At 37.8% G+C, this 15143-nt stretch carries 16 protein-coding genes; 11 read left to right on the top strand and 5 right to left on the bottom strand.

Features of this window, described 5'->3' with window-relative positions; genetic code table 11:
* Positions 1-68: 68 nt before the first annotated feature.
* The gene (locus L2716_RS04370) at positions 69-836 is read left to right on the top strand and encodes an inositol monophosphatase family protein (RefSeq protein ID WP_236337791.1); all 768 of its coding nucleotides are present in this window, start codon (positions 69-71) and stop codon (positions 834-836) included.
* A gap of 85 nt (positions 837-921) precedes the next feature.
* On the opposite strand, the gene L2716_RS04375 is transcribed toward L2716_RS04370, so the two are convergent.
* Positions 922-1104: a DUF5325 family protein gene (locus tag L2716_RS04375; RefSeq protein ID WP_236332148.1), complete on the bottom strand. Its 183-nt coding sequence runs from the start codon at positions 1102-1104 to the stop codon at positions 922-924.
* Positions 1105-1253: 149 nt separating this feature from the next.
* On the opposite strand from L2716_RS04375, the gene typA reads away from it, so the two are divergent.
* The 3 genes from typA to L2716_RS04390 all read left to right on the top strand — a co-directional run bounded on the left by typA (position 1254) and on the right by L2716_RS04390 (position 3830).
* Positions 1254-3098 carry a translational GTPase TypA gene (typA, locus tag L2716_RS04380; protein WP_236332150.1) on the top strand — a complete coding sequence of 615 codons (1845 nt, stop codon included), beginning with the start codon at positions 1254-1256 and terminating at the stop codon, positions 3096-3098.
* Between the two features lie 22 nt (positions 3099-3120).
* Positions 3121-3441: a YlaH-like family protein gene (locus tag L2716_RS04385; protein ID WP_236332152.1), complete on the top strand. Its 321-nt coding sequence runs from the start codon at positions 3121-3123 to the stop codon at positions 3439-3441.
* 119 nt (positions 3442-3560) lie between these two features.
* Positions 3561-3830 carry a hypothetical protein gene (locus L2716_RS04390; protein WP_236332154.1) on the top strand — a complete coding sequence of 90 codons (270 nt, stop codon included), beginning with the start codon at positions 3561-3563 and terminating at the stop codon, positions 3828-3830.
* An 11-nt stretch (positions 3831-3841) separates the two neighbouring features.
* On the opposite strand, the gene L2716_RS04395 is transcribed toward L2716_RS04390, so the two are convergent.
* Positions 3842-4042, bottom strand: coding sequence for a YlaI family protein (locus L2716_RS04395; RefSeq protein ID WP_236332156.1), 201 nt, complete (start codon positions 4040-4042; stop codon positions 3842-3844).
* 158 nt (positions 4043-4200) lie between these two features.
* On the opposite strand from L2716_RS04395, the gene L2716_RS04400 reads away from it, so the two are divergent.
* Positions 4201-4665, top strand: coding sequence for a pyridoxamine 5'-phosphate oxidase family protein (locus L2716_RS04400; protein WP_236332157.1), 465 nt, complete (start codon positions 4201-4203; stop codon positions 4663-4665).
* Between the two features lie 90 nt (positions 4666-4755).
* Here the strand turns inward: L2716_RS04400 and L2716_RS04405 are convergent, their stop codons facing one another.
* Complete coding sequence (locus L2716_RS04405) at positions 4756-5376, bottom strand: YhcN/YlaJ family sporulation lipoprotein (protein WP_268963938.1); 621 nt, start codon at positions 5374-5376, stop codon at positions 4756-4758.
* Between the two features lie 110 nt (positions 5377-5486).
* Positions 5487-5981: a peptidyl-prolyl cis-trans isomerase gene (locus L2716_RS04410; RefSeq protein WP_236332161.1), complete on the bottom strand. Its 495-nt coding sequence runs from the start codon at positions 5979-5981 to the stop codon at positions 5487-5489.
* 150 nt (positions 5982-6131) lie between these two features.
* Here L2716_RS04410 and glsA point away from each other — a divergent pair, with 150 nt between their 5' ends.
* From glsA to pyc, 5 genes are all read left to right on the top strand, one after another.
* Positions 6132-7061 (top strand): glutaminase A, encoded by a 930-nt coding sequence (glsA, locus tag L2716_RS04415; protein WP_236332164.1) that lies wholly within the window; start codon positions 6132-6134, stop codon positions 7059-7061.
* An 87-nt stretch (positions 7062-7148) separates the two neighbouring features.
* A complete protein-coding gene (locus tag L2716_RS04420) occupies positions 7149-7427 on the top strand; it encodes an Fpa/YlaN family protein (protein ID WP_236332166.1) in 279 nt (92 codons plus the stop codon).
* A 180-nt stretch (positions 7428-7607) separates the two neighbouring features.
* Positions 7608-8087 carry a site-2 protease family protein gene (locus L2716_RS04425; RefSeq protein WP_236332167.1) on the top strand — a complete coding sequence of 160 codons (480 nt, stop codon included), beginning with the start codon at positions 7608-7610 and terminating at the stop codon, positions 8085-8087.
* 109 nt (positions 8088-8196) lie between these two features.
* Positions 8197-9399: a putative lipid II flippase FtsW gene (gene ftsW / locus L2716_RS04430; RefSeq protein ID WP_236332169.1), complete on the top strand. Its 1203-nt coding sequence runs from the start codon at positions 8197-8199 to the stop codon at positions 9397-9399.
* A 13-nt stretch (positions 9400-9412) separates the two neighbouring features.
* A complete protein-coding gene (gene pyc, locus L2716_RS04435) occupies positions 9413-12850 on the top strand; it encodes a pyruvate carboxylase (RefSeq protein ID WP_236332171.1) in 3438 nt (1145 codons plus the stop codon).
* A 104-nt stretch (positions 12851-12954) separates the two neighbouring features.
* Here pyc and L2716_RS04440 read toward each other — a convergent pair whose 3' ends face one another.
* The gene (locus L2716_RS04440) at positions 12955-13842 is read right to left on the bottom strand and encodes a COX15/CtaA family protein (RefSeq protein WP_236332173.1); all 888 of its coding nucleotides are present in this window, start codon (positions 13840-13842) and stop codon (positions 12955-12957) included.
* A 332-nt stretch (positions 13843-14174) separates the two neighbouring features.
* Here L2716_RS04440 and cyoE point away from each other — a divergent pair, with 332 nt between their 5' ends.
* A complete protein-coding gene (gene cyoE / locus L2716_RS04445; protein ID WP_408005288.1) occupies positions 14175-15113 on the top strand; it encodes a heme o synthase in 939 nt (312 codons plus the stop codon).
* The last annotated feature ends 30 nt before the right edge of the window (positions 15114-15143 follow it).

Below are 15143 nucleotides of genomic sequence, written 5' to 3' on the forward strand. Positions count from 1 at the left end.
TTTGTGACTAAAATACATAAGGGAGTGACACGGTGTCTAATAATTGGGAAATCATATGCGATCAAGCGATGGATTGGGCATATCAAGCCGGGTCGATTATTCGAGAGTCGTTTAAAAAGCAATTAACGATCGAAACAAAATCTAATGCTGATGATTTAGTTACGAACATGGATAAAGATGTGGAAAGATATTTCATAGATAATATTAGAAAACATCATCCAGATCACCAAATACTAGGTGAAGAAGGAAGTGGAGATGATGTCAATTCTTTAGAAGGTACGGTTTGGATCATTGATCCAATTGATGGAACAATGAACTTTGTTCATCAACAAACAAACTTTGCGATCTCAATTGGTGTTTATCATGAAGGGGTCGGAAAAGTTGGAATTATTTACAGCGTGGTAAATGATGAAATGTTTCATGCAATAGCGGGTAGTGGTGCATTCTTAAATGATTATCCATTATCCAAACTTTCCGAAGTTGAACTCGAAAAGTCTCTTATTGCAATTAACGCGACTTGGATTACTAAGAATAAACTAATGAATCCATCAAAGCTAATTCCTATTGTAGATGGATGTAGAGGAACAAGATCGTATGGATCAGCTGCAATAGAGCTTGCATTTGTTGCCGCTGGTAGGCTGGATGCTTATATTACAATGCGACTATCGCCTTGGGATTTTGCAGCAGGAAAAATATTAATTGAAGAAGTTGGTGGAACGATTTCTACATTAGATGGAACGCCTTTAAATCTACTTGGCCAAAATTCCATTTTCGCAGGATCTACTAGTCTCCATCATCACATTTTAAAAGATTACCTGCATGACAGTAAATCCTGATAAAAAACAGAACAGGTCGATTCATCCACAATAAATGAATCGACCTGTTTTCATGTTTGAATAAGCATATTTGTATCTAGTCTTCCTATTGGTTATTTTCTCTAAATTTTTTCTTTAACGTGAAACCTAAGCCCATTAGGATAAATACACCAACTAGAGCAAGAATAGCTAAAGTAAGGCTTTGTTCGCCAATGGCAACACCGATTAATGCAATACATAAAGTGACAGATATAGATATTAAAATAAAGATTAATGATTTCATGTTCATAGACTTACCTCCTATATGTAGTGTATCGAAAAATGAAAGAAAGAAAAAGATTTCATTTTGTGTTATAATAGAAAAGTTGAAATTTGATATGTGATAACCATCATGAGGTTCAAATTTAATTTGGACTCACATTTTAAGGAGAGATTTAATTGAATCTTCGAGAAGAGATCAGAAACATAGCCATTATTGCCCACGTAGACCACGGAAAAACAACATTGGTGGACCAAATGTTACATCAATCCGGAACGTTCCGTGATAACGAACAAGTCAGTGAACGTGCTATGGATTCTAACGACTTAGAAAAAGAACGCGGAATTACGATTCTCGCTAAGAACACAGCGATTAACTATAACGATAAACGTATTAACATCATGGATACACCTGGACATGCTGACTTCGGTGGAGAAGTAGAACGAATCATGAAAATGGTTGATGGTGTTCTTTTGCTTGTAGATGCATATGAAGGCTGTATGCCTCAAACAAGATTCGTACTTAAGAAAGCACTAGAACAAAAGCTTACTCCAATCGTTGTGGTTAATAAGATAGACCGTCCGTTTGCTCGTCCTTCAGAAGTTGTTGATGAGGTCCTCGATTTATTTATCGAGCTAGGCGCAGACGACGATCAATTGGAATTTCCTGTCGTATATGCATCCGCCCTCAATGGAACGGCAAGTGAAGATCCTGAGCCAGACAATCAAGATGAAGATATGACGGCAATCTTCAATTCAATTCTAGAACACATCCCTGCACCTGTAGATACAAGCGAAGAACCTTTACAATTTCAAGTAGCGTTGCTTGACTATAACGATTATTTAGGGCGAATTGGGATCGGTCGAGTATTTAGAGGAAAGATTAAAGTAGGACAAAGTGTAGCGCTTATGAAGTTGGACGGTAGTGTGAAGAATTTCCGTGTAACTAAATTGTTTGGATTCCTAGGTCTTAAACGAGTTGAGATCAATGAAGCAGTTTCTGGAGATTTGATTGCTGTTTCAGGAATGGAAGAAATTAATGTAGGGGAAACAGTATGTCCTGAAAATCACCAAGATCCCCTTCCAATCTTACGTATTGATGAGCCTACTATTCAAATGACATTCCTAGTGAACAACAGTCCGTTTGCAGGCCGAGAAGGTAAGTACGTAACTAGTCGTAAGATTGAAGAGCGTTTGAGAGCGCAATTAGAGACAGATGTTAGTTTACGCGTTGATAATACGGATTCACCGGATGTTTGGACAGTTTCAGGTAGAGGTGAATTACACTTATCAATCCTCATAGAAAATATGAGAAGAGAAGGGTTCGAGCTACAGGTTTCTAAACCTATCGTAATCATCCGTGAAATTGATGGGCAAAAATGTGAACCTGTAGAGCGCGTTCAAATTGACGTACCTGAAGACCATACTGGAGCGATTATGGAGTCACTAGGCGAGCGAAAAGGTGAAATGGTTAACATGGTCAATCATGGTAATGGCCAAGTTCGTCTTGAATTCTTAGTGCCAGCACGTGGTCTAATTGGATATACGACAGAATTCCTTACCTTAACAAGAGGTTATGGTATTTTAAATCATACATTTGATAGCTATCAGCCAGTCATTCAATCCAAAATTGGTGGTCGTAGAGCGGGCGTACTCGTTTCTATGGAATCAGGTAAATCTTCACAATACGGAATTATCAACGTAGAAGATCGTGGAACGATTTTCGTTGAACCGGGTACTGAGATTTATGAAGGCATGATTGTTGGAGAACACAATCGTGAAAATGACATAACGGTAAACTTGACGAAAGTGAAACAACTGACAAACATGCGTTCGTCTGGAAAAGATAACACCGTATCAATGAAGAAGGCTCGTGTAATGACTCTTGAAGAAGCACTTGAGTATTTGAATGATGACGAGTACTGTGAGGTTACTCCAGAATCAATTCGATTGCGCAAAAAGATACTAAACAAAAGTGATCGTGAGCGCATTGAGAAGAAAAACAAGTTAGAACAAAATTCATAAATGAGAAAAGGAGACGGTACTTTTGAGTGTCGATGTAAATGAACGTCTTCAATTCTTTGCTAAGCTATATAATGTCACAGGTGAAAATGGACAAATCGGAATGTGGTATTTGTATTTCACAATCCTCCTCTTATCGATTGTCGTTTTCAAGCTAGGTTTCTCAAGGAAGCTCCCTTTACTAAAGGCAGCTGTTGTTTATTTGTTCTTAGCACTTGGATGTACGATTTTAACCTTTTTCGCTGTTTTTCTTCCGGTAGCAGAAGGATTAATGGTGGCATCAGCCATCTTAATCATATATAAAATTAGGTTATATCAATCGAAGAAAGAACAAAGCGAATCATAAAGAACATGACAAAAAAACAGCTCAGTTGCGACTGAGCTGTTTTGCTATTAGAGTAGTTAAATGAAGACCATTTATAACCAAAAGTGTACAAATTCAAAGGATAAATGGGGGTATTCAACGTGAATTTGCAAGATACTCTGTATAATTGGTTAAGTATCCGAAAGGTATCACAAGAAAGGGCTGACGACAAAGCTGCTATAGAAACTTTTGAATTTTTCGATTTGATGTTAAGAGAAGATCATCACGTTAGCGATATTGATATTGTAATCGATCCTCCCATGTACATCGTTCATTACACGATCGAAGGGGAGAAGCAAAAAACACAGTTTCCGATCGAACTCATTGACTCATTATTTGAATCCATTCATGCTGAACCTAAATACAATTGATATAGTGAACCTTACCAAGTATCATCAATAGATGAATCTCTATAAGTCACAAAATTTCCAGAAGCTTTGCGTTCTTCTGTTCTATCTTTAATTCGGGAATTGCACGCTTCACACATATACGTATGAATGGGTCTGTTACGTAGTTTCTTTGCTAACGGACTTTCATCTTTAATTTTTTCTATTTTATCGCATAGTACACACTTTACTCGCATAGGATTCACCTCTTTCTAGGGCTAGTATACCATGAAAGTCCTTTGCTGTATAAAACAGTACTGTGCAGGGATAAAATGATATTTGTCGAATGTATTTTTATCTAAGTTCGTAATCTTACAAGATTTCGATGAAATTCAATACGTGATAGGAGTTGATTATGGTGGCGACCAAAAGTGTATCATCATTGAATGAATTACAGTATCAATTATTGCAAAAGGAATGTTATGTGGTGGTCAATTCCGTTGATCCAGTCGCACATACACCATACGTGAATGCAATATCTTGGGTGTATGCTCCAGATGTTGAAACCATTGTGTTCGCTGTGGACAACCGTTCGAAGGCTGTAAAAAATATTGAAGAAAATGAACATATCTCAATAACGTTGATTGAGGATGAAACCACTTCTGTCATTAACGGAACTGCAGAAATCATTGACAGACAAATTGATTCTGTCCCAATTAAACTTGCTTTAATTAAGGTTCATATTAATGAAATTAGAGACGCGATGTTCTATGGAGCGAAGATTGCTCAACCCCCTAAATATGAGAAGACATACGATCCTCAGGCTGCAGCCAGGTTAGATAAGCAAGTCATGGATGCTCTTAAAAGAGCCAGTTCTTAAAGTAGGCTATGCAATAAAAAAAGGATGACCGATAAGGCTTGTTACCTTGTTGGTCATTCCTTTTTTGTATTACTTGAGTAATTTGAAATCTTATTGTTCTTTAACTTTGTCAGGATCGCTAGGTTTACTCTTTCCTTGTTTTTCTTGTTGGTCTTGTAACTTATCCTCTTCTTCTTGAGGCAAATTTTTATCATTCTTACGTATCGGATCAGGTTCTTTTTTATTAATTTTCCCCGGTATTTCTGGTATGAGTCGACCTGTAATGGCAGCAAGTTCTTCTAAAATGCCAGATAAAGGTTTTCCTTCTCCTATTTGTTTACCCATCTCTTTCAAGCGAGAAAATATGTCGGGGTCTGCAGTAATTGCGGCATTCGCGCCATATGGATCATGCTGTAATGCTTCAGCAACACTATACTTGATTGACCCAACCCTAGACCGATCAAGATTATCATCCACGTCGATTCCCACGATTGCATATTTCCCGATTACGACTGCAGTTGCATCCTTAACATCAGGAACTTTTGTTGCTAGATCCACTAGTCTCTTAGAAATTTGTCTTGAACTCTTTCGCTCTTGCTTATTGTATTCCACACTTTGCTTAACTTCAATTGGTTTAGTGTCATCAGCAATGCTTTCATCATGTTCGTTATTTTGACATGCAATTAGAATCATGAAGAAAGACAAAATTAATAAACGAGGAATAATCCGCAAATTTGTTCATCCTTTCGTCTAAATCAAGTTACGGTTATTCTTCGTTTAAACGTCTATCTTTATTCAGAAGTTCATACATATAAACGTATTCACTAGCGTTTTTCGTATTGTTATTTTACAACCATTCTTACGATATTTCGGAAAGGTTGTTGACGGTTTGATCCATCAGCATAATAGAAATGAACTGGACCGTCACTTAATGGTTTTCCATTTTTGGAAAACCCGAGTATCCCTGCCTTAGCTTCATCAAGGCTCATGATTAATGATTCATCAGTTGAAGTTTGAAATTCAACTTTAGAAGCACTTTCATTTGGGCTGGCATTTTCTAAAAATGGTAAGAAAGGAATCCCATACGACTTAGAAAATAATTCTTCTTTATCATATTGAATTTTGTTTTGATTTGTATTTACAGGACCTTTAGCACCTTCTTTTCGTTCACGCTCCCAATGTTCAGCTACACGTTTGGCATAATGGTCTTCCACCTTTAACGGTTGTTCATCAAAATATGTGTCTAAATCAACTTTTCGGTCATCAAAGATCCATACACCAGGATCTAATGTGATTGTATAATTTACATTCCCTTTAATAAATACGATAGATTCCAAAAGTCTCACTCCTTAAAAAATTCCGTAATAAGTATATCGTTCCATCTTCATTTTGTCACATTAGGGTATAGTACTACAAAGGAAGATGTGCAAAAGTGGCATATTTATTTGCGCATCGGTAAAATGTGACCAATGGAGGTGGATCGAACAATGTATTGTGAAACAGACGATGAACTATTAGAACTAGTGGAACGCGCACGTAAGTATACTGAAAAAGGAAAAGTAGCTAGTTATATTCCAGCACTTGAAAGAGCGAATCAAAATGATTTATCAATAGCCTTGTACTATGATGATGGCAGATGTGTGAGGGCAGGTGATGTTGAGAAGAAATTCACACTGCAAAGTGTTTCCAAAGTATTAACACTTGCACTTGCGATTATGGATCGCGGTGAAGAAGAAGTTTTCAGCCGTGTTGGGATGGAACCGACAGGTGACCCTTTTAATTCAATTGCCAAATTAGAAACACAAATACCTGCAAAGCCATTAAACCCAATGATTAACGCTGGTGCACTCGTTGTTACAAATATGATTGCAGGTGACTCAGTTCATCAGAAACTTGGGCGACTTTTATCGCTCATTCATGACATGACGAATAATACGGATATTGATATTGAGCATGAGGTGGCACAATCAGAATATGACACAGCAAATTTAAATAGATCTCTTTGCTTTTTCATGAAGCAACATGGCATTATTCAAGGTGATGTAGAAGAACTCATCGATCTATATACGAAACAATGTGCAATTCAAGTTACCTGCTATGACTTAGCTCGTATAGGTGTAGTGTTAGCAAATAAAGGTTTAGACCCCCAATCGAATAGAAGGATTTTACCAGAGAGAATTGCAACAATCGTTAAGACCTTCATGGTGACATGTGGCATGTACAATGCTTCAGGCGAATTTGCAATCCAAGTTGGAGTTCCTTCGAAGAGTGGTGTATCTGGTGCAATCCTTGCGCTCGTCCCACCCTCAATTGGTGTAGGCGTGTATGGTCCAGCTTTAAATGAAAAGGGGAACAGCATTGGAGGTGTAAAGCTTTTAGAAATGCTTTCTCAACGTTATGATTTAAGCATCTTTTAAGCGCACAAGTCTTATTTATGTTGCAATTTCAAGTATGAAACGGTACTATAAGAATAGAGAGAGGCACTTGGAACGGAGGGATTCGATTTGTCGACAGAGATGGTTACGGGTCATCGTGAAAAAGCGTTTGCGTTGTTAAAAGCAGATGCTGAAAAAATCCTAAAGTTGATCGAGGTTCAGATGGAAAATTTAACAATGCCGCAATGCCCTCTCTATGAGGAAGTACTCGATACACAAATGTTCGGACTTTCTAGAGAGATTGATTTTGCAGTACGGTTAGATTTAATTGAAGCTGAACAAGGTAAGGCTTTGTTGGAATCATTAGAACGTCAGCTGACGTCTTTATACGATGCCTGGTCTAAATAAATCTCAATGATAGAGGACATACACTTCAAATATAAAACTCAAGCTGAGAATGATTCAGCTTGAGTTTTTTCATTACATACCACATTTAACGGAAAGAACGGTTACTAATAATCATTAAATATTCACGAATATTCAACTAGGTGTATGATACGATATTAAATAGTGTAGGGGGGAATAGCGATGCTACTTATGTTGATTATTGTTTTCGTTTTGTTTCCAATCGCAACACTCCTACATGAATTAGGACACTATATAACCGCTCGCTTAACCGGGATAAAAATAATTCAGATTAAAATGGGTATTGGGAACACGATATTAAAATTAAATGATGGACCTCTCCGTCTAGAAGTTAGAGTGTTGTTCTTTATTGGAGGTAGTACAAGCTGGGAATGTACCACTCAATCAAGACCTATCCAAAGAATGTTCATAGCTTTAAATGGTCCGATAGCGAATCTCCTGCTTGCATTCCTTGCATTTCATTATATGCATTACGTTGGGCTCCCTCTCATGGAGCAAACGTTACATATGTTCATGCTAGTAAACTTTTGGATCGCAATTGGTAACTTGATCCCTTATAAACTTAATAACAGAACATCTGATGGTTGGTTAGTGGTTCAAAATTTATCTGCACTTATGAATCGCAGTTCGAGTCACCATTAGCGGTCTATTCAAACGATTAATTTTCAAGAAACAAATACTGTGAAGGAAGGAAAAAGGTTGTTTTTCTCGAATAGTTTTAATAATTACAATTTATGTGGGGTTGACCAACATGTTTAAAAAAATGTTTAAGAATTATGATTATACAATGATTGTAATTGTGTTGTTATTATGTGCGATGGGTCTAGTTATGGTCTACAGCGCGAGTATGATTGAAGCAGTGGTTGAATATGGAAGGGAAAGTGATCATTTCTTCAACAATCAACTCATATGGATTTTTCTTGGCATTATTGTGTTCGTTGTGTTCATGATTCTTCCATACAAGGTGTATCAAAAATTCATCGTACCCATCACATTGCTCATGTTGTTGTCCTTAGGCTCAGTATTGTTATTTGGTAAAGAAGTGAACTATGCAAAATCATGGTTTTCCATTGCAGGATTCAGAATTCAACCTGCAGAATATGCAAAATTAGGTATTATTCTTTATTTATCATCTGTCTTTTCTAAGAAACAGAGCTACATATCAAATTTTAGGACAGGTATTGTTCCTCCGCTCATTGTACTATCATTAGTTTGTTTTTTGATCTTCGTTCAACCTGACTTAGGGAGTATGATGATCATTGCAATGACGGCAGGAGTCATTTTATTTTGCTCAGGGATGAAGTGGACACATTTAACGATAATGAGTTCAGTCTTATTATTCCTAGCCTTCATTGGCTTTAAATTTTTTCTGAGTAACGAGCAATTGTCCAGGTTTGCAGCAGCCTATCATCCATTTGAGGATCCGGTAGATAGTGGATTTCAATTGATAAATGGCTATTTAGCATTAGGTACAGGAGGCATGTTTGGAAAAGGACTAGGCCAAAGTGTCCAAAAATATGGCTTTCTTCCTGAACCTCATACAGATTTTATCATTACAATCATTGCAGAAGAGCTTGGTTTTGTCGGTGTCTTTGTCATTATCGCGATGCTCATGTATATTGTTTTCAAAGGAATGTATACAGGTCTACATTGTAAGGATGCCTTTGGAAGCTTGCTTGCAATTGGGATATCGGGAATGATAGGGATTCAAACTATTGTTAATTTAGGTGCGGCTTCTGGCATACTACCTGTAACGGGTGTTACGTTACCATTCATTAGCTATGGTGGTTCTTCACTCATCTTATTAATGATGAGTGTAGGGATTCTAGTCAATATCTCTATGTTTGTAAAATACCGAAAGCAGCAAACGCCTCCGGCAGACCAATCATCAGACCACTCATCAAAGCAAAAAACAAAGCTTAAAGTTGTATCACAGCATCGTGTATCTCAATAAGGAGGAATCAGAAATGCAAAAGATCAACAAAGTACTTGTAGCAAATCGAGGGGAAATAGCAATACGTATTTTCAGAGCTTGTACAGAATTGAATATCCGAACTGTAGCGGTATATTCTAAAGAAGATTCTGGATCGTTTCACCGTTACAAAGCGGATGAAGCTTACCTGATTGGTGAAGGGAAAAAGCCGATCGATGCATATCTTGATATTGAAGGGATTATCGAAGTGGCAAAACGTTATGGCGTGGATGCCATTCATCCCGGTTATGGTTTTCTTTCTGAAAATATTCACTTCGCAAAAAGGTGTAGAGAAGAAGGAATCACTTTTGTAGGTCCTGAAACTGAACACCTGCTCATGTTTGGAGATAAAGTTAGAGCAAGAGAACAAGCAATTAAAGCAGACATTCCAGTTATTCCGGGTACTAATGGTCCCGTTGAAACAGTTGATGAAGTAAAAAGATTCGCGAACGAAAATGGGTTTCCAGTGATCATTAAAGCTACCCTTGGTGGTGGCGGTCGAGGGATGAGAATTGTTAGGAATATGGCTTCTCTTGAGGACGCATACGACCGTGCAAAATCTGAAGCTAGAGCCGCTTTCGGTAAAGATGAAATCTATGTAGAAAAGTTTGTAGAAGACCCAAAACATATTGAAGTACAAATCATAGCGGATAGCTATGGTAATGTTGTCCATTTACATGATCGAGATTGCTCTGTACAAAGACGGCACCAAAAGGTTGTCGAAGTTGCTCCTAGTGTTTCATTAACGGAGGAGAAAAGGGAAGAAATATGTGAAGCAGCTGTTAAATTAATGAACAAAATTCAGTATGTGAATGCGGGTACCGTTGAGTTTCTTGTATCACCGGATGGTTCATACTATTTCATTGAAGTAAATCCCCGTGTGCAAGTAGAGCACACCATTACAGAAATGGTCACCGGTATTGATATCGTTCAGACTCAAATAATGATTGCTCAAGGCTATCAATTACATCAGGCGCCTATTTCTATACCTGCACAAGATCAGATTGCATGTCACGGTGTGGCCATACAGTGTCGTGTTACTACTGAAGATCCAGCTAACAATTTCATGCCAGATACCGGTAAGATTATGGCCTATCGTACAGGTGGTGGATTTGGTGTTCGCCTGGATGCAGGAAATGGGTTCCAAGGTGCTGTTATTACGCCACATTATGATTCTCTACTCGTTAAATTATCAACCTGGGCGCTTACGTTTGAACAAGCAGCGTCGAAAATGGTCCGTAACCTTAAGGAGTTTAGAATCCGCGGAATTAAGACGAATATTGCATTTCTTGAAAATGTGATCAAACATGAACAGTTCGTTTCTGGTGAATACAATACGTCATTTATTGACACGACTCCTGAACTCTTTGTATTCCCTAAGCGTAAAGACCGTGGTACGAAAATGCTATCATACATCGCAAATGTTACAGTTAACGGTTTCCCTGGTCTAGGAATTCAAAGTAAACCGACAGCTAATAAACCTAGAATACCTTATGTAGACTTTACAAAAGCTCCTCCAGAAGGCTCTAAACAAATCTTGGACCGAGAAGGGGTACAAGGTTTAACGAATTGGATTAAATCGAGAGAAGAAGTTTTATTAACAGATACTACTTTCAGAGATGCGCATCAGTCGTTATTAGCTACACGTGTACGAACACATGACTTATTGCAGATTGCTGAACCGACGGCAAAACACCTACCTGAACTCTTTTCAATGGAAATGTGGGGTGGCGCAACGTTCGATGTTGCGTATAGGTTCCTAAATGAGGACCCATGGGAGAGGTTGATTCAGCTAAGGAAGAAATCGCCTAACGTTTTATTCCAAATGTTATTAAGAGCTTCAAATGCAGTTGGATATAAAAACTATCCTGATAATGTCATTAAGGAATTTGTAAATAAGTCTGCATCAGCTGGAATTGATGTCTTTCGAATTTTCGATAGTTTAAATTGGATTGATGGCATGAAGGTTGCAATCGAGGCGGTTCGTGATACCGGTAAAGTAGCTGAGGCAGCAATTTGTTATACAGGTGATATACTAGATTCTTCTAGAAGTAAATACGACCTTAACTACTATTTGTCAATGGCGAAAGAACTTGAACAAGCAGGGGCACATATTCTTGCCATTAAAGATATGGCAGGACTCCTTAAGCCTCAAGCGGCGTATGAACTGATTTCGGCGTTGAAACAAGAGATTAATATTCCAATACACCTTCATACTCACGATACGAGTGGAAACGGAATCATGACTTATGCTAAAGCTGTTGATGCTGGTGTAGACATTGTAGATGTTGCAATCAGCTCTATGTCAGGATTAACTTCACAGCCAAGTGCTAATTCCTTGTATTACGCACTAGAAGGTAGCGGAAGACAACCGAATGTTTCTATCCCTAAATTAGAAGAATTATCTCACTATTGGGAAGATGTTCGTAAATATTATAAAGGTTTTGAAAGTGGAATGAACTCACCACATACTGAAATATATGAGCATGAAATGCCTGGAGGACAATACAGTAACCTACAACAACAAGCGAAGGCGGTAGGGCTTGGTCACCGTTGGGATGAAGTGAAGAAAATGTATCGTAGAGTGAACGACCTCTTTGGTGATATTGTGAAAGTAACACCTTCTTCAAAAGTAGTTGGAGATATGGCCTTATATATGGTCCAAAATGATTTAACTGAAGATGATATTTATGAAAAAGGGGAAACACTTGATTTTCCTGATTCAGTCGTTGAAATGTTCCAAGGATATTTAGGACAACCATACCAAGGGTTTCCAAAAGATTTACAGAAAATCATCTTAAAAGGAAGAAAGCCTTTATCAGCTAGACCAGGGGAACTACTTGAACCGGTAGATTTCCAAGAGATGAAAGAGATGTTATACCATAAATTAGATAGACCTGTTACAAGCCACGATTTAATTTCATACGCTCTTTACCCTAAGGTGTATATGGATCGTGAAAAAATGAATGAACAGTTCGGTAATATTAGTGTGTTAGACACACCTACGTTCTTCTATGGAATGAGATTAGGTGAAGAAATTGAAGTTGAAATTGAACAAGGAAAGACTTTAATCGTTAAATTAGTTTCAATAGGAGAACCACAAAATGATGGTACGAGGACTGTATATTTCGAGTTGAATGGACAACCTCGTGAAGTTGTCGTTAAAGATGAAAATGTTAAAACAAATGTGGTTGCAAAGCCTAAAGCCGATAAAGCAAATGAAAAACATATCGGAGCTTCAATGCCGGGGACAGTCATCAAAGTCCTTGTAGCAAAAGGTGAAAAAGTCAAAAAAGGTGACCATTTGATGATTACAGAAGCGATGAAAATGGAAACAACCATTCAAGCACCTTATGACTCAGAAATTAAAGATATCCACGTTGAGAATGGTACTACTTTACAACCAGGTGATTTGTTAATTGAATTAAATTAATTAATGATTTCATAGAAAAAGCTATCCGGAACTTGAGTTCCGGATAGCTTTTTTGCTGGGCGTGTAAAATTATTTGGTTTGTTTTGTTCATAGCCTATTAATAATCATGACTTTCGTAGGAGTAACATAATTACGTAGCTTAACGTTGCAAATAAGATTGAAATAAACAAACCATGCATTAATCCAATGAATAGATTTAATTGAGTAAATATCATCAATGCACCAGATGTTACTTGCAGGGAAACTAGTATAAGTAGGATGATGAATGATATATAGATCGGTTTGAGGTGCTTATAATACTTATGAATTTGGATGAAACTCAATAAAATCCATAGGAAGAACAATCCTGCCAAAAATCTGTGCGTATAGTGAATCAATTCCAATTCATTTGTTGGAGGTAAGAACTCCCCATTACATAGAGGCCAACCTGAACATGCCAAGCTTGCTTTTGTGTGTCGCACGAGAGCTCCTGTGTATACGAGTGTGTAAAGATAGATAAATAATAGATATACATTCCATTTAAAGCCTCTGTCTAAATTTAAGACAATTCGTTGTTTGCTACTTTCAAAAATTACCACCGCCAACAATACGACACTCGCAAACGAAATGAGAGAAAACCCAAAATGGAGTGCGAGTACAAATGACGATTGTCCCCACACGACCGCTGCAGCACCTAGAAGGCCTTGAAACAAAATGAAGAACACAGATAAGAAGGAAAGAATCTTTACTTCTTTCGATTTTCGGAATGTTAACCAAGCCCAGACTGCGAGAATGGTAACCATTAAGCCTAAAGTCGCAGAAACAATTCGATGACTATATTCAATTATAGTTTCTAATTCTGGTTGAGAGGGAAGAACTTCACCATAGCATAATGGCCAAGAATTTCCGCAACCCTCACCAGACCCTGTTGTCGTAACAATTGCCCCCATGAGTAAGACGAGTAGCATACCTAAACTGGTCAGAACACTGTACAATTTTAATAAACGAGTCATATGTGACACCTTCTCTTTACGGTTTACAAAAGTAATTATTCCCTATTGAAGCATATATTTCAATGCTGTAGAGAAACTAAACTTATGTCGAATCAAGTCTAGTGTAAGTATACAAAATAATTGAATTCGTTTATAATGTTAAAGGACATTTCAATCGTGAATATCGTAACATATGTCTATGAAGCAATTCATTATAAATGTGAACAACCATAGACAATTTACGAAAACTGTTTTCACGAAGCCTATTTACTGATAAATTAGAATAGGTGTTTTCCTATCGCTTATGATTGATGTAAGATATGGAAATAGAGTTTTATAAAGGAGGTGGAAGCATGAGCAAAACGAATACAACAACTTATGAAGCATCAAGCAGAGTTATGGAGCCAGGTCCTTTATCTGAAGCTAATCCGACTGGAACATGGAAAGACTTTCTGACGCTTGCGAAAATGGGAATTGTCATGTCGAATCTCATTACAACTTTTGCAGGTTTTTGGATTGCTTTGCAAGTTACAGACGCTAACCTGATTGCGCACATCCCAACAGCAATATTGACCCTACTTGGATCAGCGCTTGTCATTGCCGGAGGTTGTAGTTTAAATAACTATATTGATCGGGATATCGATCACTTAATGGAACGTACACATGAACGTCCGACGGTTACTGGTAAGATCGATGCCAATCAAGTACTATGGGTCGGGATTACACTATCAGCAATCGGTACACTTCTATTAATGTTCGCCTCCTTGATGGCTGCACTACTTGGTGTGATTGGACTCTTTGTGTATGTCATCGTTTACACGATGTGGCTGAAGCGTACTCACTCAATTAATACAGTAGTGGGTGGAATTTCTGGGGCGATCCCACCGTTAATTGGTTGGGCCGCGGTAGATCCAAATCTTCATATGACGGCATGGCATTTATTCTTGATTATGTTTTTATGGCAGCCGCCTCACTTCTTGGCATTAGCTATGAAAAGGTGTGAAGAATACCGCAAAGCCGGAATTCCTATGCTTCCTGTTGTTTCAGGTTTTAAAATGACGAAGCGACAAATGGTAGTTTATGTAGCAGCGTTGCTTCCGGTAAGTTTATACCTGTATCATTTTGGTACAATTTATGTAATTGTTGCATCAGTTCTTGGAGTAGGTTGGTTAGCTCTTGGTATATCAGGATTCTTTATGAAGAACGATATTAAGTGGGCTAGACTGATGTTTGTCTATTCCTTGAATTATTTAACCATTATGTTTGTGGTTATGATTCTCGTCAATCACTAAGGGCGAATATTGTTTGCCCTTAGCGATTAC

Source organism: Pseudalkalibacillus berkeleyi, from assembly GCF_021608225.1.
Taxonomy (GTDB): Bacteria; Bacillota; Bacilli; order Bacillales; family Fictibacillaceae; genus Pseudalkalibacillus; species Pseudalkalibacillus berkeleyi.

What these genes read in the sequence shown, in the direction of transcription:
- ftsW (WP_236332169.1), top strand. Translation starts at nt 8,197, where the DNA reads ATGTTTAAAAAAATGTTTAAGAATTATGATTATACAATGATTGTAATT.
- L2716_RS04395 (WP_236332156.1), bottom strand. Translation starts at nt 4,042, where the DNA reads ATGCGAGTAAAGTGTGTACTATGCGATAAAATAGAAAAAATTAAAGAT.
- cyoE (WP_408005288.1), top strand. Translation starts at nt 14,175, where the DNA reads ATGAGCAAAACGAATACAACAACTTATGAAGCATCAAGCAGAGTTATG.
- L2716_RS04425 (WP_236332167.1), top strand. Translation starts at nt 7,608, where the DNA reads ATGCTACTTATGTTGATTATTGTTTTCGTTTTGTTTCCAATCGCAACA.
- L2716_RS04375 (WP_236332148.1), bottom strand. Translation starts at nt 1,104, where the DNA reads ATGAACATGAAATCATTAATCTTTATTTTAATATCTATATCTGTCACT.
- glsA (WP_236332164.1), top strand. Translation starts at nt 6,132, where the DNA reads ATGTATTGTGAAACAGACGATGAACTATTAGAACTAGTGGAACGCGCA.
- L2716_RS04370 (WP_236337791.1), top strand. Translation starts at nt 69, where the DNA reads ATGGATTGGGCATATCAAGCCGGGTCGATTATTCGAGAGTCGTTTAAA.
- L2716_RS04440 (WP_236332173.1), bottom strand. Translation starts at nt 13,842, where the DNA reads ATGACTCGTTTATTAAAATTGTACAGTGTTCTGACCAGTTTAGGTATG.
- L2716_RS04400 (WP_236332157.1), top strand. Translation starts at nt 4,201, where the DNA reads ATGGTGGCGACCAAAAGTGTATCATCATTGAATGAATTACAGTATCAA.
- pyc (WP_236332171.1), top strand. Translation starts at nt 9,413, where the DNA reads ATGCAAAAGATCAACAAAGTACTTGTAGCAAATCGAGGGGAAATAGCA.